Source organism: Paenibacillus arenilitoris (assembly GCF_014705655.1).
GTDB lineage: Bacteria > Bacillota > Bacilli > Paenibacillales > Paenibacillaceae > Pristimantibacillus > Pristimantibacillus arenilitoris.
In genome coordinates, this window is the sequence record NZ_JACXIY010000004.1 from 16,987 (window position 1) to 33,867 (window position 16,881).

Genomic DNA, 16,881 nt, shown 5'->3' on the forward strand with positions numbered 1-16,881 from the left:
CGGTCAGCCCCCCTTCGGCTCCTTGTATTCCATCTTCGGCAGATCGTCCGTCGCCGACAGCGTAAGCGACATGCGGTGCGAGCCCTGCTCGAACGTATGCTCGTCGGAGGAGACGTAATAGCCCCCGACGATGCCCGTCACCGATTCCTTCACGTAGACGGCCGATCCCGAGACGACCTCGTCGATGCCGAGGCATTCGATTAGCGCCTCGTCGTCGATCGTGCCCATATCCTTAAGCAGCTGCTTCGCCAGCTGCTCCATCTGCGATTTGGTCATATCCTGCTCGGGCTTCTCGAGATGCTGCATGACGCCGAAGCGCTTGATCAGCTCCTGGTCCTTGGCGCTCGCCGTCTGCTCCTTCTTCTTCGAGTCGCCGCCCGCTACCTTGATCTGCGTCCTCAGCTCCTCGATCGACTGGGAGTAGCTGGCGTCCAGCAGGTTGACGCCGTTCTCCAGCACCCACTTGGCCTCCTGCTCCTTCCGGGCCAGCAGCTGCAGCTTGCCTTCCTTCGACGCGACAAAAAACCGCTTGCCGTTCTGCTTCTCGGATACGGTAAGCGACATGACCATCATTTCGTACAACGTTTTGTCGCGGAAAATCAGCTTCGGAATGACGAAGCCCGTATCGTGGATTTCGCCAATCGGCAGCGAAAATTCGTTGCATAGCCGCTTCACGATGTCCGATGCCGTCTGATTGCGGAAAATTTTCGTATCCTTGTTTTTGGTCAAGTAGATGTTCTCGTCGTAAGCGGTCACTGTCATCTGGCCGCCGGCGTTAATCGAATCGGAGAAGATGACGCCCCGGAACAGCTCCTTCTTCTCATCGACCAACAGGCGAAGCTCGCTCCCCTTCTCGATCGCGATCAGGCGATCCCGCAAGTTTTCCGAATTGGACAGCTCGACGACGAGCTTGCGGGAAGCCTGCTTGCCGTCCCCCGACCATTTGACCGATTTGACGATCGGATCGAGGTATACCGATTCCTTCTCGCTGCGATACTGCACGTTCCAGCTCATGAAGGGATCACCAGCTTTTGTCCCGGAAAAATGTTATTCGGATCTTTGCCGATCGTTTGCCGGTTCGCATCGTAGACCTCATTCCACCGATCGCCGTTCCCGAGCGTACGCTGGGCAATTTTCCATAGCGTGTCGCGCGGAATGACGACGTACGTGCGGGGAGGAACCGCCGAATCCGGCCGCAGGTCGCCATCCGCCACTGCCGCGCCGCCGCTCTCCGATGCTTTCACTTGGCGGAACATCACATGAACGTACTGCTTGAGCTCCAGCTCGTAATAAAGATCGCCCGGACTCCCGGCACGCTCGCTGTACTGGAAGGAGCGGATCGTAACCTGCTCTTCGATGCGCTTCTCCGGCCCCGTAATCGCGAGACGGACCGGACGGCGGCTCTTCATCCAGCCTTCGATCTGCTTAACCGTTTGCCACGGATCCGGAATTTCCTGATATTCGCAATAGCCCGGATGGTAGTCGCGGGGGAAGAGCGAAGAGAGCGAGAATTCCTTCAGCGCAGCCTCTCCGATGATCGTATACTCCCCAAGCTGCGTCACCTGGACATCCTCATAACCGTGGGAGGTCTTGACGGCGATTTGCTCCGGATTGACGGGAAGCCGCAGCCGCTCCTTCGAATCGAGGGTCGAGAGCCAAAATTCCATCGACGCCATTACGCCATCAGCCCTCCCGCCGCTTTGATTTCGCGCGCAAGCGCCCTGGCGATCGCGTCGATATCCGATTCCTGCCGCACGTTGAACGTATTGCCCGTTACCGAAATCGACGCTCCACCGCCCGCGCCCGCGGTGTAAGCCCTGTTCTCGCTGGCGGTCATGACGCGTTCGCCCTTGTGCAGGCGCGCTGGCATTCCGTCATAGGGAACATAGTCGAGCCCATGGTACAGGGCGGTTGCCGGAGCGCCGCCTGCCGCCTGGCCCGAGGCGACGCCGCTTACCTTAACGGAGGCGGACTTGTCGCTTCCGAAAAACTCTCCGATCTTGCCGAAGAAGGACATGAAGGCGTCGGCCATCGACTTCAAGCCCCCGATCACCCACTCCCAAACGGCCGTTGCGATATTTTTGATATCGTCCATATGATACTTGAACAAATAAGCCAGCAAGGCGACTGCGGCTCCTACTGCCAGAACGATGCCGATGATCGGAAGGAACGGCGCGACGGCCGCCCAGCCGGCAACGGCCGAAGCCCACAGGGCGGGCGCGAACAACGTGACGAGCACGCCGCTCATGGCGACGATGGCGGGAACAAGAATATCCGCCTGCTTCGCGATGAATTCGATGACGGCGACCATCGCCTCTCCGAACGGCAGCAGCGCTTCCCCGAGCGGAGCGAGCGCGATCGTAATCCGGTTCTTCAGCGTGTCGAAGCGGTCGCCGAAGCTTTGCAAATCTTTGGACTGGTTCGCAATCGCGTTGCTCGAGCCCCGCATCGCCTCGGTAATGCCTTTAAATTCCATATTGCCCGAACGAATGGCCGTCACGAGATCGCCGCTTACGCCTTCGCCGAAATGCTTCGTCGCGATCTTGGCGGCATCCGCGGCCGTTCCCGCGTTCTTGATATCCTCGGCGATCCTCGCGAAGCCTCCGTCCGGCAGCGGTTTCTTCAGCATCGTTTCGATCGGCGTCAGCCCGTCCTTCTGCCATTTGGCGAGCAGGTTCATCGACTGCTCGAAGCCGATGCCCATCTTCTGCATCGGGTCGCCGAGCTCTCCCATCTTCTTCATCAGATCGCCCATGTCGACTTCTCCGGCGCGGCTCGCGGCGAAGAACTGCTCCAGCATCCGGGCGCCTCCCGCTGCCGATATGCCCCAAGCATTCATCGCCCCGGCAGCGGCTTCCGCCGCTTTTGCGCTGTCCGTGCCCGTCAGGCGGGCGGCGTCGAGCAGCGTCTTGGACAACGATTCCAGCTGGCTGCCCGTTAAGTCGGTATCCCGGTGCAATATGCCCATGGCTTTCGCCACGTCGTTCAAGCTTTGCGGGACCTGCCCCCCGACCAGGCGGAAGGAATCGATCAGCCCCTTCATATTGCCGGCCGAGGCGCCGGTCACCGCGCGAAGCTCCCCGGTAGCGGCGCTCATCGCTTTGGCCGCCTCGAGCGACTGGTCCTTCGCCGTGGTGAGCCAGTTGCCGAGCGTTCCCGTTACCGAAGAAATCGTATCCTTGTGCTTCTCGTACGATTCATGGATCGGAGCATTCCCGAGCGGCTGGCGCAGCTTCTTGTAGAACAGGGCGACCTTGCCGGGGGGATTGTCGAACTTCGTTCGGATCCGCTCGCGGATGCTGTTCTTCCGCATGCTCCTCGGGGCGTTAGCCGCGACCGATGCCGAAGCGGCCTGCGCCGCCGTCGCCTGCACGGCTTTCTCCCTGTCCGCCTTCGCCTTCAGCAGCCGCTCAAGCTTCCGCTTCGCCTTCTTCCCCTTGCCTGCTGCTGCGGCCGCGATCGCCGCCTGCTCGGCCGCGGCGCGCATTTGCTCCGTCTGCTCCGCCGCGGCCTTGGCGGCGGCCCCGGCTGCCGCTTTCGCTTCCTTCTCCCGTTGGGCGTAAGCGGCTTTCACCGCTTTATTGCCGCCCCGAATAACCTCGAGCTGCATGGCGGCCGCAACCCGCGCCCCCCTGGAAGCTTTCTTCCAGCCTTCCGCGATTTTGTCGTAGGTCGCCTTCTTGGCGAGCTGATCCGTTACTTTTTTCAAGCTGTCGGCCAGCGATTTCATTTTCTCCAATCCGGACAGACTCGCGCTCACGTGACTTCACCTCCCCCTGCTTTCGACTTGTCACGATTTCATTCGGCGGGCCGCCTGTCTCTCTTCCCTCCGCGCTTTCGCTTCTTCTTCGAGCTGAAGCATCATCGACGCGTACATGAACCGCTTCGTCCCCTCGTCCTTGTTGTACGTTTCGTCGGGGGGAATATGATGCCGCTGGAAGATCAAATGAACGAGAAACGCCTCGCCGCCCGCTTTGATCAGTTTTTTATTTCGTCCTCGTCGCTGTCGAAGCCGCTGATTTCCAAAATTTCCGAGGACAGCTTGGCGATTTCGCCGGCGAGCAGCAGCCCGAGAATCGCCTCCGTAGGCGTGCCGTATTTCTCGATCAGCTCCCTCGCCGACCAATCGGGAATAAGGCAGGCGCGCTGGATAACAAGAGCTCCGAACTGCTCCTCATCCAGCACCTTCTCCCGCTTCGATCCTTTGCCCGTGTAATGGGTGCACTGCTCCTGAATCCGGTTGATCGTCTTGCCGTCGAGCGCCTGGATTTGAAAATCGACGCCGAGCCGCTTCATCGGAATATCCTTCTGCGGCTTGCTGTCCACGCTAAGCAACGCATGAAGAACGCTTGCTTGTCTCGTATCTGCCATTGATATCTCTCCTCTTCTTCTCGCCTGATTAAGTGATTCCGCTTCTATCGCGGCCCGGCCGCTCGCCGGCCCCGTCAACGCTCCGGGGCCGGCGGCCTTATTCCGTGCTTAACCCGGCGCTTTACTCCGGACGGATAACGTCGAGCAGCTCGTAGCCGGTGAAATTGAACGGAAGCTCTTCTTCCACCAGGGAGCCGACCTCGAATTGGATCAGCGGGATTTTGTCGAAGGTGACGCCCTTTAGGCGGACCCGGTAGGCGCCGTAAGATTCGGGGTCCTCCAATTTGATAATGAGCTCCGTAATGAACGTGCCTGCTTTGTCGTCGGCGATTTTGCCGATCAGCTCGACGAACTCGGAGGTTACCTTGTAGCCGCTGATCGTCCCGGTTCCGCTTAAGCCCGTTACCTTGTGAGCCGTCCAGCGGGAGCCCGCGCGCTTGATCTCTTCCTTCGTGATTTCCACATTCGCTTCGGCCGACTTGATGTTCGTCAGCCATTGGCCGTCATGATACACGTAACCGAACGTCCCGTTAATGACGCGGGTTGAATCCAGCATCCTGATCCCTCCTGAATATTCGCTTTAATCAAACCTGAATCGATAAGAAGATGCGCTCCATGCTGTCGATCTCGGTGAACGAGATAAGCAGGTAGACGCTGTCGCCTTCGGATTTCCGCTCCGGATCGAGCCCCACGGCCAGATCCGTCAGCACGTTGCTCAGCTCCAGACGCTCCAAATAAGCCTTGATGGCCGAGATAAGCGCCGCTTGCCCGTCCGCGTTGTTGTTCAGCTTGCCTATATAATAATCCGCGGCCGTCTTCGGAATATCCGTCGACACCGCCTGCCTTGCGCGCATCGCCCGGATTTTTTTCTTGCTCGTCACGAGCCCCTGCTCGATTTTCACTTTCTCTCCGTCATGGACGAGCACCAGCGAACCGGCTTCGAGCGCGGTTTTGATCTCGCTGTTTTTTAACCGTTTATTGACGTCCGTAGCGCGTACCTGCGCATATGTAATCGATTTGTTGATGCCCGTTCCCGCAATGAGCCCGGCGATGTAAGGCGCGTACGCCGCGGAGCTGTACAGCGTGCCGTTCACGTCCGCGCCCGTAATCAGGTTGACCGCGTAATCGTCCGCAAGCCGAGCCGTCCGCGTGTTGCCGGTTGCCGGATTCGCGTCCTCCGTCGCCGAGCCGCCGAACACGGTCATGAAATGCTTCCCGTCGTCCCGGTTCTGCTTGCACCAGTCCAGCGTATTGTCTTGCTCGTCGTTCGAAATTTCCCCCGGATAGACGAACACGTTGAAGCTGCGCGCTTCGAAGGCGTCCCGCAGCTCGGCATACGGATCGTCCTCCTCGCTTGACGACGCCGGTACCGTATAGACCAGCACCTCTTTCGCGCCTCCCTGAAGGATCAGGCGAATCGGACCGATGTTGGCCAGCCCGAAGAGCTCGGCCGCGTCCGTCTCCTTCTCGATCGTATAGAACTTGCCTGCTGCGGCGCTTCCGTATTGGAACAGCGGCAAGCCAACGACGCCCCTCGCACCGCCTTTGATCTGCGCCGCCGCCGCATCCACGAAATTAATGTAAAGCCCCGGACGAACCGGCAACGATATCGGATCCCATGTACCACCCATTTGGCGTACCACCTTTCAATTCGTATTCATGCGCAGCGCAATGCGCATCATCTTGTCGTACGTTTCCGTCGCGATCGGCTCGCGCGTCTGCGTCTGCAGTACGCCGGCGCACTTGTGCAGAGCATTATCCGTCCGCACGGGCGAATCGAACGTAAACGACTCCAACCTTAAATGCCTCCCCGTCTCTCCGGCCGGGATGACGAATGTCTCGTTCATCGCAAAACGACTGAGCGTCTCCATCACGGTAAGCGCCGTTTCCGCGCTTTGGCCGTAATACAGCACCGCGAATTGCCGTTCCGCGACGGTATGGCTGCGGGTTTCGCTTCTTCTTGCGTCCTGCCTGAGCTGAATGACGAATGCCCCTTGTTCCGGCAATTCGGGCTCTTCAAACCGGTAAATCGCCGCATCCGCGAACTTCGAACGGATAAACGCGGCTATGCCGTTCACCTCGTCGATTAGCGACAATGGCGCTCCACTCCTTTAGCTGATCGCGTCTTAAGAAAGCTGCCGACCAGGCATCGCCCCTTAATAGATCGATAGGCTCGTTTCCCCTCATCTTCTCCTCCCTTCATGGGAACGCGCCATCTATTACCCGCCAAATCCCCCCGGTTACCCTATGGCCAAAAAAATTTTTTTACGGCTCGGCAACTCTGCGCCTCTTGCGGCGGTTTCCTTCGCTGCGGGCGTCGAATTCGCGCCGCTCCGGCTGCGCGTAGCAGAACTCCTTCTCCTGCCGGATCCGCCTCAGCTGGCGCTCGCTCTTTACGCAGGCTTCCTTCTCCCTGCCCTTCAGCACCCACGCCGACAGGCGGTCTAGCTGCGCCGCGTCTGGGACAACTCCCGTTATTTGAAAATACAATTCCGTAATCAAGCGGATCGCGTCCATCTTCGCTTCGATGCTGATGACCTCCGTCCGGAGCATCCGGTCGATTTCCAAGTGCAAACTTTGCTTGTCGTCAGCCCCCTGCAGCCGAAGAAACCATTCGTCGATGCTCATCGTCTCTTCTTTGCGCCTCCTTGTCGTAACCGCTTGCTTTCGCGACGCGTTCGATCGCCCGGTCCACCCGGTCGCTGACCTTCTGCTGCGCGATGCCGAGCATCTCGGCCGTTTGCTGCTGAGTCATCGATTCCACATAGAACAGCCTGAGGGCTTCCTTTTGCTTTTGCGTCAAGTGCCCCTTCTTCAGCGCCTGGGCAAAATCGAGATACAGAATAAGGGCGTCGATATCCCCGTTCCCGTAGGCGTTCTCGATAATGCGATGCACATTTTCGAACAGTTGGCGCACGCCGTACGGGTTGTTCAAGGCATACAAAGCCTCGTATTCCCGTTCCCGCTTATTTACGTCAATCATGAACAGATCCTCCTAAGGGCATGGTTGCACAAGGAAAACAGATTGCTTACGCGAAATTGGTTGTTTCATGTGGAAAATGAACCATGAAGCGGTATACATGGAAGTCGAGTGCACAAAGGGGGAGATGCTCCAAAAGAGGATAAAAGTACCAAATGTTTGCAGCAATACCGATTATAGTGGAGGACAAGCGCGGCAAGTATCCGACTTAGGAATTATTTTCCATCGTTTAAATAGTACTCGCGCATGAGGAATCGGTAGTGCCGGAAGCCGATATCCCAGTTGCAAAAAACGCCAAAATTCGAGAATAGCGATGCCGTGCAGCAAAAAAAGAGCGATCCGCTTCAATCTATCGATCTCGCGCGAATTCGCTCTCTTTAACTCTTATTGCACAGCGGCTATGCGTGCCGTTCGAGCGGGGAAGCCTCGTCGCAATGCTCGCCTGGCAGCCGTCCGAATTGTTCCTTCTTGCCGAGATATTGCAAATATTGCAGCCGGGCGATTTCATCTTCGGGATTGTCCGCTAAATAAAGCTCCAGCTCCGCGAGCGTCTCATCGACGTGATGCTGCGCGTTCTTCCCGGCCCAGCCGACTTTCGCAAACCTTCTTAACACTTTCATCGTATCATTCAACTTGCGCTCCTCCTGCTGCCCTATTCTATTGAGTGCAATGACGATGCCGGACATGCAAACCTTCGGGCTTCGTTTATTACGATATGCGCAGAATCGCATATTAGAACGGCTATAAGGATGACTAGTTCTCTATATTCAGCCGTTTACAAAATTCCACATATTACGACTTCCCGATCCCGTTGCCGCAAACGATTATTCGACAAAAAAAATCCCCCGCTGCGTCGGAGCGCCGCAGCGGAGGAGCCTTGCCGTACCCTATTGATGCATACCGTACGACTGCATCGGCGCCGCCGATTGCTGCTGGCCTTGCGCCATATCGTTGCCGTGCATCATATTGCCTGTCGTCTGGTAGCTGCTCAGCACCGTGTTCGTCGTCATCTCTTTCATCGTCGGCACCTGATAGTAGCCGGCCTGGTTCATGTATTGCCATACTTCGTAAGCAAGCTCGGAGCAGTTGACCGCGCTTTGCTGCATCATCCGGCGAAGCTGCGGATCGGCGCACTCCAGCGCGGCGATCATTTTCATCGACGCGGACGATTTATGGCAGCCAAGCAGGCCGCAGGCTACGTCGCGGTCATCCATTTGATTGACCGTAAGGTTGGGGCTCTGCTGTGCCGGATTGTCCAGGCCGTAGACCGGAGCGGCGTTCATCGGCGCGCGGTAAGGCACCGCTTGGCCGCGTCCTTGCTGAGCAAGCGATTGAACGGTCATGTTGTAGTCGTTGGTGATGAACTGAAGCTGACGATCGACGATTTGAAGAAGCCGTTGATCCTTGACGTAAGGCCGATACAATTGCATCAAATTGATGCAGTCGATGGTGGAGTTAAGCACCTCGTGCAATTCCATCGTTTCGTGAGCGCCCATATGTGCCGCCATGTCGATTTCCCCCTGTGGTCGTAATTTTGGTTTCAAACCTCGATTAGTATGGCTTGCCCAAGGATGCAATATCCAAAATCGCCTACCGTTTTTTGCGACGTCAGTCACGGGGCCGCCGTATGAGCTCATTTTCCGCCGTGTCCGAGCAGTCGCTCCGTTATCGGTTACTCTGCGCATGATTTAGTTTCAAAAATTGATATTATCATTCCTTTTAATTTCAAATACTGCAACTAAACCAGGAAAAGAGGTTTCAAGAGGTAATTAGTTTCAAATTTTGAAATAAGTATCCCTGTCTTTTGGCAAGAATTCGTCAAAGAAGATGGAGGTGATAGAGATTGTGTTTAAAATGCATGCTTAAGTCGGTGCGTGGTAAGCGTATTTAGGGAGTGTTTTAAGGTGCGTACATTTAGGTGGACATACTGTAGTGGGTTCTGCGGTAAGCCTGTTAAGAGCACGTCTAAGAAGCGTGTTTGTGAGGCATGGTGAGGCATGGTAAGGCATGTTTGAAGTGAGCGGTGTAGTGCAAACAAACAAAGCTGCCTCTGAAGGCCGCTTATGACCTTCGAGACAGCTCCGTCTTCCTTGTTACAAATCGGCCAGCACCTGGTACCAGACGCCTTTTTTCGAATAGAGGGTGCTTCGGACCTCCGGCCAGCCGCCGAGGTAAGAAATATCGAATAAATCCTCCGGCGTTTCGAAGCGGCCCTCCGCTTCCTCCGCAACTACCCCGTTCACCGGACGGAAGCCGTGCTCCGCGAGCAAGCGCTGCGCTTCTTCGCTCTGCAGGTAAGCGATGAACGCTTCCGCGACTTTGCGGGTTCCGTGTCTGTCGACGTTTTTGTCCACGACGGCCGCCGGATTCTCGATCAGAATCGTGCTCTTCGGCACGACGATATCGTAGGCAACGCCCTGCTTCAGGCGCGCCAGCAGCTCATTCTCGTAGGTGACGATGACGTCGCCCACCCCGTACTCGAACGCGGCCATCGAAGCGCGACCGCTCTTGTCGAGCGATTCGACGTTCGCGTGCACCGCCTTCAGGAAGCTTTTGGCAAATGCCGGATCCTTCGTCCCGCTCTTCTCCTCGGACATTTTGAGCCCCGCGCCGTAAATCGCGTTAATGTCCCACTGCGCGCCGCCGGACGTTTTCGGATTCGGGTACAGCACCTTCACGCCGTCCTTCGTCAAATCCTCCCAATCCTTGATGCCGAGCGGATTGCCCGCGCGCGTGCCGAGCACGACAATCGAATTCGTGATGAAGCCGTTATTCGGCTGCGCCTTCCAATCATGGGTAATAAAGCCGGCGTCGGCGATTTTGTCCAAGTCGCCTTCCATTGCCAGTATCGCGACGTCCGCTTCGAATCCGCCCGCAATGGCGCGCGCCTGCGTGCCCGAAGCCTCGTACGATTCCTGGAACGTTACCTTCTGCCCGGTCTCCTCCAGCCAGTAAGCCTGGAATTTCGGAAGCAGCTCGGCGAACGCGTCCTTCACGACCGAATAAGCACCGATGACAAGCGTGACATCGCCGTCTCGTACGGAGGATTCGGCGCCGCCCTCGCCCGTCTGCGCGTCCTTCCCGCAGCCGGCCGCAACCAGCAGCAGGAGCGAGGCGAGCAGAAGCGCGGCCATGCGCCGGCTTGTTTCTCGATTTCTTGTCATGTTCGCATACAACTCTCCTCTAGCATCGTTGCCGGAATTAAATGTGGATCGGCATGGGATCCACCTTCAAGGTGTTTTCCGCGATCCAGCTTTCGTTATCGTTGAAGAGGTACGCCCTGTGCACGAGCACGCTTAGCTCGTCGCCGGGATGAAGCACTTCCTTCTCGAGCGAACGGTACGTGATCAGCTTCGTCTCGCCGACGAGCAGTTCGACCATCCATTCGCTGCCGCGGAAGTGCAGATGCTTCACCTTGCCGGGCAGCGTCGCGGAAGCCAGCTTGATCTCGCCCGGCTTGCCGATTTCGATATATTCGGGCCGTATGAGCGCCTTCGTTCCGGGACGCTTCGCCGCCTCCTCGAAGCCCTTCAGCTCCGCGATGTTGTCGACGATCGTCGACTCCCCGATGAAGCTCGCGACGAACGGCGTCTGCGGGTTCTTGTATATATCCCAAGGGCTGCCCTTCTGCTCGAGCTTGCCTTTGCTGATGATCATGATTTCGTCCGCGACCTCGATCGCTTCCTCCTGATCGTGCGTGACGAAGATCGACGTAATGCCGACCCGCTCGATCATTTCCTTCAGCCACGTGCGCAGCTCGGTGCGGATCTTCGCATCGATCGCCGCGAACGGCTCGTCGAGCAGCAGCAGCTGCGGCTCGGGCGCAAGCGCCCTGGCGAAAGCGACGCGCTGCCGCTGGCCGCCGGACAGCTGATGCGCATAACGGTGCTCGAAGCCCTTCAGGCCCGTCAGCTCCACCAAATACATGACCCGCTCCCGAATCTGCTCCTTCGACTGCTTCTTTACCTTGAGGCCGAACGCGATGTTGTCGTAGACGGTCATATGCTTAAACAAGGCGTAGTTTTGAAACACGAAGCCGATTCCCCGCTCCTGCGGCGGCAGGTCGTTCACGCGCTTTCCGTGGAACAGAATATCGCCGGAGGTTGGGGTTTCGAGTCCCGCAAGCATACGAAGTATGGACGTTTTGCCGCCGCCGCTCGGTCCGAGCAAGCCGATCAGATGGCCCTTTTCAATCTCGAAGCCGACATCCTTGACGGCATGGAAATCGCCAAAGCTTTTGTTAAGGTTCCGCACTTCAATATGCATGGCTTAATGCACTTCCTTTCGTTTTTTTGCCCATTCCATAAGAAGCAGCAAGCCGACGGAGAATGCCGCGAGGACGAGCGCGACCCCGTTCGCCGCGACGACGTTGAAGTTCTCCACGTCCTGATAGACGAGCGTAGTGGCGGTTTGCGTCTTGTTCATAATATTGCCGGAGACGACGAGCACGGCTCCGAACTCCCCGAGCGACCGCGCGACGGTCAGCACGACGCCGTAAATGACGCCCCACCGGATCGAAGGCCAGGTCACCTTCCAGAACGTGTACCAGGAATAGGCGCCGAGCGTCGATGCCGCTTCCTCCTGCTGCGCCCCGATTTCCTGGAGCACCGGCATCACCTCGCGCACCATGAGCGGGAACGTCACGAATAACGTCGCAAGAATCATGCCCGGCAAGGCGTATACGATTTTGAAGCCGGCATCCTCGAACAGCGCGCCGATGACCGTGTTCGGTCCGAGCAGCAGAACGATCATAAGGCCGCCGATGACCGGCGATACCGCGAACGGCAGATCGACGAGGCTGTTCAGGAGGCGCTTCATCCGCCGTCCGATCCATTCCGCTCGAACGAGGTACAACGCGAGCATAATGCCGAACACCGTGTTCAAGGCGGTGACGACGACGACGATCATGCCCGTCATCATGAGCGCGTGCAGCGCTTCCGGACGAATGAGGGCTTCCGCGAAGCCGCTCCAGCCGTCCGCCCAGGAACCGGTAAATATCTTCACGAGCGGTGCGATGAGCAGCAAGGCAAATACGATATACGTTAACGTAATCCACAATCGTCTCATCATTGGCCGGATCTCCTCGCTTGAATGAGGTTAACGGTCCACAGAATGAGAAACGACAGCGTCAGCAGAAGGACCGACACGGCGGCCGCGCCTTGCGGGTTGCTGCTTTCGATCTCGCCGAAAATATAGACGGAGGCGATCAGCGTCTTGCCCGGTATATTGCCGGCCACGAGCACGACCGCGCCGAACTCCGCCAGCCCGCGGGAGAAGGCGAGCATCGCGCCGCTCGAAATTCCCGGAAGCATAGCCGGAAAGATGACGCTGAAGAACGTCTTCGCGCGCGTGGCGCCGAGCGTATATGCCGCTTCCTCCTCCGATTTGTCCATTTCCTCCAGCAGCGGCTGAATCGCCCGGATGACGAAGGGAAACGTCACGAACAGCATCGCGATCACGATGGCCGGCTCATGGAACACGATCTCGATGCCGGCTTTGCCGGCAAGCCCGCCCGCGAAGCTGTTGGGCCCGAGGAGCAGCAAAATCATAAGCCCGCCGACGGCCGTCGGCAGCGCGAACGGCAGATCGACGAGGCTGTTGAGCAATCGGCGGCCGGGGAACCGGTAACGGATCAGCACCCAGCCGATCATAGTGCCGAGAAACATATTTAGAAGCGTGGCGATTAGGGCTAATTTCACCGTGAGCAGCACGGATTTCCAAGCAAGAGGATCGGAGACGCTTTCCCAGAAAGGGTTCCATCCAAGCGAGAAAGATTGCGTGTAAATGCCGGCGATAGGTAATACGATAAGGATGATGAAGTAAAGCATAATCGTCGTGCGAAAGCCGAAGCTCCAACCTTTTCCGCGAAACAAAGCATTCACTGTGACTTAACCTCCAGACCATCGGCTCGTGCCGTAGGTGTTGCGACCATAATAAAAAAAACAATTCCTATTAATTTACTAGGTATTGATAATGTAGCATCCGGACCGGCATCAAGTCAATGGTTTATTTAGAAAAACTGATCGCTCCCATAGCGTTTTCTTATACGTATTTCCGCCCCGATCCCTTTATGAGCAAAAAAGAAGGGAGACCGGCCTATCGGCCGATGCTCCCCCCGTTTATTCTCCCTCAATATAGTAGCGGCTTTCGCCCATCGTAATCGTTGCCTGTCCCTGCGTCAAATCGGTAACCCACGCGGCAAAAGCTTCGGCGTCCCGCTCCTCCGGCAAGCAGCGGACGACGACCCGATCGGTAAAATCGGTCCCGCCGACGCGCGTTCCTTTGCCGTGAAGCTCATTCTCCAGCTTGCCGTACCACGTATAATCGACGTCGACGAGCACCTCCCGATGCAGCGCGTTAACGATTTCGCCCGCCGCTTCGAGCCCGGCGACCGCGCCGTCCGTATAAGCGCGGACGAGTCCCCCCGCGCCCAGCATAATGCCGCCGAAATAACGCGTCACGACGACGGCGACATTTTTCAGCCCCTTATGCTTGATAACCTCTAGAATCGGCTTGCCCGCCGTTCCGCTCGGTTCCCCGTCGTCGGACGCTTTCTGGAACTGGTCCCGCTCCCCGACGACGTAAGCCGAACAGTTATGCGTCGCCTGCTTATGGAGCTGCTTGATCTCCGCGATGAAAGCGATCGCTTCCTCCTCGGTCTCCACGGGCTTCGCATGGCCGATGAAGCGTGATTTCTTAATGACGATTTCCGCTTCGGCCCGCTGCCTGACCGTAGCGTACCTGTTCAGCATAATCGAACCCTTCTCCCGCAATCCGGTCTTGCCGGCCGACTAAAGCCTGGCTTCCAGCTCGGCTTTTTCCTTCTCGAAGCCGGGCTTGCCGAGCAGCGCGAACATGTTCTTCTTGTAAGCTTCGACGCCCGGCTGGTCGAACGGGTTGACGCCGAGCAGATAGCCGCTGATGCCGCAAGCCTTCTCGAAGAAATATACGAGATAACCGAAGGAATAAGGCGACATGTCGGCGATATTGACGATCAGGTTCGGCACTTGGCCGTCCGTGTGCGCGAGCAGGGTGCCTTCAAACGCTTTCTTGTTGACGAAATCCATCGTCTTGCCGGTCAGGAAGTTAAGCCCGTCCAAATCGGCCTCGTCGTGTTCGATCGCGATCCGCTCCGCCACTTCGTTCACTTGAATGACCGTTTCGAAAATGTTCCGGTTGCCTTCCTGAATGAATTGGCCCATCGAGTGCAAGTCGGTCGAAAAATCGACGGCCGCCGGGAAGATGCCTTTGTAGTCCTTGCCTTCGCTCTCGCCGTACAGCTGCTTCCACCATTCGGATACGTAATGAAGCGACGGCTCGTAGTTGACGAGAATTTCGGTTGCTTTGCCCTTGCGGTACAGCGAGTTGCGGACGGCCGCGTATTGGTAAGCCTCGTTCTCCGCCAGGTTCGGATTGGCGTATTCTTTGGAAGCGTCCGCCGCGCCTTGCATCATCGCCTCAATGTCGATGCCCGCCGCGGCGATCGGCAGCAAGCCTACGGCCGTAAGAACGGAGTAACGTCCGCCTACGTCGTCCGGAATAACGAACGACTCGTAGCCTTCCTCGGTGGAAAGCTTCTTCAAGGCGCCCTTCTCTCTGTCCGTCGTTGCGTAGATCCGTCTCCGCGCTTCCTCTTTGCCGTATTTCTTCTCGAGCGCCGCGCGGAATACGCGGAAGGCGATGGCCGGCTCGGTCGTCGTGCCGGATTTCGAGATGACGTTGATCGACCAGTCGCGGCCTTCCAGCAGCTGGAGCAAATGCGTGACGTAGGTGGAGCTGATGTTGTTGCCGGCGAACAGCACCTGAGGCGTCTTGCGCCCTTCCTTCGGCAAAAGATTATAGAACGAATGCGACAGCATTTCGATTGCGGCGCGCGCGCCGAGGTAGGAGCCGCCGATGCCGATGACGATCAGGACGTCGGAATCCGATTTGATCTTGTCCGCCGCTTTCCGAATGCGGGCGAACTCCTCTTTGTCGTATTGGGTCGGCAGGTCGATCCAGCCCAGGTAATCCGAGCCGGCGCCCGTTCCGTTATGTAATTGCTCGTGCGCTAGGCGGACCGGTTCCGCCAAATTGTCGATTTCGTGCTTGCCGACGAACGTCAGCGCCTTGCTGTAGTCAAACGTAATGGTTTTGCTCATCGCAGAATAGTCCTCCTTAAATGGATTTGCCGCATCGGCCGATGAACGGCGTTTTAAAGGTGATTAACAGAGATTAACAGGGATGACGCTTTTTCAACTAGCATCTACAATATCGGATTTACCTTATAAAAACAAGCGCCCGTACGATGAAAAAATTATAAAGAATCGTTATAATGAATCCAGCGCAAAAGACTCGAAAATAGAAAAACCAATTGGGATGGAGGAAATCTCTGTGAAAAAAATCGGATTTATCGGGCTTGGCGTCATGGGGCTCGGCATGGCCGCGAATTTACTGAAAAAGGGCTTTGAAGTGTCCGTCTACAATCGGACGCCGGGGAAGGCGGAAGCGCTGAAGGCGCTTGGCGCCTCCGAGCTAGCAAGCGCGGCCGACGTGGCGAGGGCTTCCGACGTCGTCGTGACGATGATCAGCAACGACGCGGCGATCCGCGACGTCTATTGGGGAGAGAACGGTATATTCGCCGGGACGCGAAGCGGCATGATCCTCATCGACAGCAGCACGATTTCGCCGGCGCTGGCGAAGGAGCTCGCGGCCGAAGCCGAATCGATCGGCGCCTCGTTCCTTGACGCTCCCGTAACGGGCTCAAAGCCGGCCGCGGAGGGCGGTACGCTCGTGTTCATGGCCGGCGGCCCCGCCGACGCGGTCGGGGAGGCGCAGGACGTGCTGCTTGCCATGGGCCGCAAGGTCATTCCGATGGGGAAGAACGGGAGCGGCTCGGTCGCCAAGCTGGCGCACAATACGATCGTCGGCATTAATGTCGTCGCCTTGGCCGAAGGCATGGCCATCGCCGCAAGCGGCGGCATCGACGGCGGCGCGTTCGTCGAGCTGGTGCAATCCGGCGGCGCGGCGAGCAAGGCGGCCGAGATGAAAGGGCCGAAGCTGCTGGAGGGCAACTATGACGTCCAATTCTCGCTTGAGCTGATGCTGAAGGACCTGAAGCTGAGCTCGGCGCTGTCGGACGGGCTGAAGGTGCCGACGCCGCTGCTCGAAGCAGCCAAGAGCCAATTCCAGGTCGGCGATGCGATGGGCCTCGGCAGCCTCGACATGTGCAGCATCGGCCAAGCCTACGAACGGTGGATCGGCAGAAAGTTCGGCGGCGATCAGAGCTGATTCATTCGCACCTGAGCGCAATAAGGGAAATTAGTGGTCTTATTCGGCGAGTTCCCGGCACGTTTAACGAAATAAGGGAAAAGTTTGGCGCTATTCGCGCTGCCGATCCGCTGCCCAGGCGCATTTGGGCGCAATAAGGGAAATTAGTGGTCATATTCGGCGCGATCCCGGCACGTTTAACGAAATAAGGGAAAAGTTTGGCGTTATTCGCGCTGCCGATCCGCTGCCCAGGCGCACCTGAGCGCAATAAGGGAAATTAG

General features: G+C 57.5%; 19 protein-coding genes. 1 reads left to right on the forward strand and 18 read right to left on the reverse strand.

Features of this window, described 5'->3' with window-relative positions; genetic code table 11:
- Positions 1 to 3: 3 nt before the first annotated feature.
- From IDH41_RS04040 to IDH41_RS04125, 18 genes are all read right to left on the reverse strand, one after another.
- Positions 4 to 1,014, reverse strand: a complete 1,011-nt coding sequence (locus IDH41_RS04040) for an XkdQ/YqbQ family protein (protein WP_190858526.1) — start codon at positions 1,012 to 1,014, stop codon at positions 4 to 6.
- Positions 1,011 to 1,676: a LysM peptidoglycan-binding domain-containing protein gene (locus IDH41_RS04045; RefSeq protein ID WP_190858528.1), complete on the reverse strand. Its 666-nt coding sequence runs from the start codon at positions 1,674 to 1,676 to the stop codon at positions 1,011 to 1,013. Before IDH41_RS04045 ends, IDH41_RS04040 begins: the two co-directional genes overlap by 4 nt.
- Positions 1,676 to 3,760: a phage tail tape measure protein gene (locus IDH41_RS04050; protein ID WP_190858529.1), complete on the reverse strand. Its 2,085-nt coding sequence runs from the start codon at positions 3,758 to 3,760 to the stop codon at positions 1,676 to 1,678. The genes IDH41_RS04045 and IDH41_RS04050 overlap by 1 nt, the downstream gene beginning before the upstream one ends.
- Positions 3,761 to 3,790: 30 nt before the next feature.
- Complete coding sequence (locus tag IDH41_RS04055) at positions 3,791 to 3,946, reverse strand: hypothetical protein (protein WP_223829429.1); 156 nt, start codon at positions 3,944 to 3,946, stop codon at positions 3,791 to 3,793.
- 32 nt (positions 3,947 to 3,978) lie between these two features.
- Complete coding sequence (locus tag IDH41_RS04060; RefSeq protein WP_223829430.1) at positions 3,979 to 4,371, reverse strand: phage tail assembly chaperone; 393 nt, start codon at positions 4,369 to 4,371, stop codon at positions 3,979 to 3,981.
- Positions 4,372 to 4,492: 121 nt separating this feature from the next.
- Entirely contained in the window at positions 4,493 to 4,927 is a 435-nt protein-coding gene (locus IDH41_RS04065; protein ID WP_190858534.1) for a phage tail tube protein, read from the reverse strand.
- Between the two features lie 28 nt (positions 4,928 to 4,955).
- Entirely contained in the window at positions 4,956 to 6,002 is a 1,047-nt protein-coding gene (locus tag IDH41_RS04070) for a phage tail sheath subtilisin-like domain-containing protein (RefSeq protein WP_190858536.1), read from the reverse strand.
- Positions 6,003 to 6,017: 15 nt separating this feature from the next.
- Complete coding sequence (locus IDH41_RS04075; RefSeq protein ID WP_190858537.1) at positions 6,018 to 6,467, reverse strand: hypothetical protein; 450 nt, start codon at positions 6,465 to 6,467, stop codon at positions 6,018 to 6,020.
- A gap of 169 nt (positions 6,468 to 6,636) precedes the next feature.
- Positions 6,637 to 6,999 carry a hypothetical protein gene (locus tag IDH41_RS04080; RefSeq protein ID WP_190858539.1) on the reverse strand — a complete coding sequence of 121 codons (363 nt, stop codon included), beginning with the start codon at positions 6,997 to 6,999 and terminating at the stop codon, positions 6,637 to 6,639.
- Positions 6,959 to 7,354: a sigma-70 family RNA polymerase sigma factor gene (locus IDH41_RS04085; RefSeq protein ID WP_190858541.1), complete on the reverse strand. Its 396-nt coding sequence runs from the start codon at positions 7,352 to 7,354 to the stop codon at positions 6,959 to 6,961. Before IDH41_RS04085 ends, IDH41_RS04080 begins: the two co-directional genes overlap by 41 nt.
- Positions 7,355 to 7,749: 395 nt before the next feature.
- A complete protein-coding gene (locus IDH41_RS04090) occupies positions 7,750 to 7,983 on the reverse strand; it encodes a hypothetical protein (RefSeq protein ID WP_190858542.1) in 234 nt (77 codons plus the stop codon).
- Positions 7,984 to 8,238: 255 nt separating this feature from the next.
- A complete protein-coding gene (locus IDH41_RS04095; protein ID WP_190858544.1) occupies positions 8,239 to 8,859 on the reverse strand; it encodes a spore coat protein in 621 nt (206 codons plus the stop codon).
- Positions 8,860 to 9,444: 585 nt separating this feature from the next.
- Positions 9,445 to 10,515, reverse strand: a complete 1,071-nt coding sequence (locus IDH41_RS04100) for a sulfate ABC transporter substrate-binding protein (protein WP_190858546.1) — start codon at positions 10,513 to 10,515, stop codon at positions 9,445 to 9,447.
- A gap of 37 nt (positions 10,516 to 10,552) precedes the next feature.
- Positions 10,553 to 11,617 carry a sulfate/molybdate ABC transporter ATP-binding protein gene (locus IDH41_RS04105; protein WP_190858549.1) on the reverse strand — a complete coding sequence of 355 codons (1,065 nt, stop codon included), beginning with the start codon at positions 11,615 to 11,617 and terminating at the stop codon, positions 10,553 to 10,555.
- Positions 11,618 to 11,620: 3 nt separating this feature from the next.
- Entirely contained in the window at positions 11,621 to 12,418 is a 798-nt protein-coding gene (locus tag IDH41_RS04110; RefSeq protein ID WP_190858561.1) for a sulfate ABC transporter permease, read from the reverse strand.
- Positions 12,418 to 13,233 (reverse strand): sulfate ABC transporter permease subunit CysT, encoded by an 816-nt coding sequence (gene cysT, locus IDH41_RS04115; protein ID WP_190858550.1) that lies wholly within the window; start codon positions 13,231 to 13,233, stop codon positions 12,418 to 12,420. The genes IDH41_RS04110 and cysT overlap by 1 nt, the downstream gene beginning before the upstream one ends.
- A 237-nt stretch (positions 13,234 to 13,470) precedes the next feature.
- Positions 13,471 to 14,103, reverse strand: coding sequence for a YigZ family protein (locus IDH41_RS04120; protein ID WP_190858552.1), 633 nt, complete (start codon positions 14,101 to 14,103; stop codon positions 13,471 to 13,473).
- A gap of 39 nt (positions 14,104 to 14,142) precedes the next feature.
- Positions 14,143 to 15,492: a glucose-6-phosphate isomerase gene (locus IDH41_RS04125; RefSeq protein ID WP_190858554.1), complete on the reverse strand. Its 1,350-nt coding sequence runs from the start codon at positions 15,490 to 15,492 to the stop codon at positions 14,143 to 14,145.
- An 82-nt stretch (positions 15,493 to 15,574) separates the two neighbouring features.
- On the opposite strand from IDH41_RS04125, the gene IDH41_RS04130 reads away from it, so the two are divergent.
- On the forward strand, positions 15,575 to 16,621 hold the full coding sequence (locus tag IDH41_RS04130; protein ID WP_190858556.1) for an NAD(P)-dependent oxidoreductase: 1,047 nt from the start codon (positions 15,575 to 15,577) through the stop codon (positions 16,619 to 16,621).
- Positions 16,622 to 16,881 lie beyond the last annotated feature (260 nt).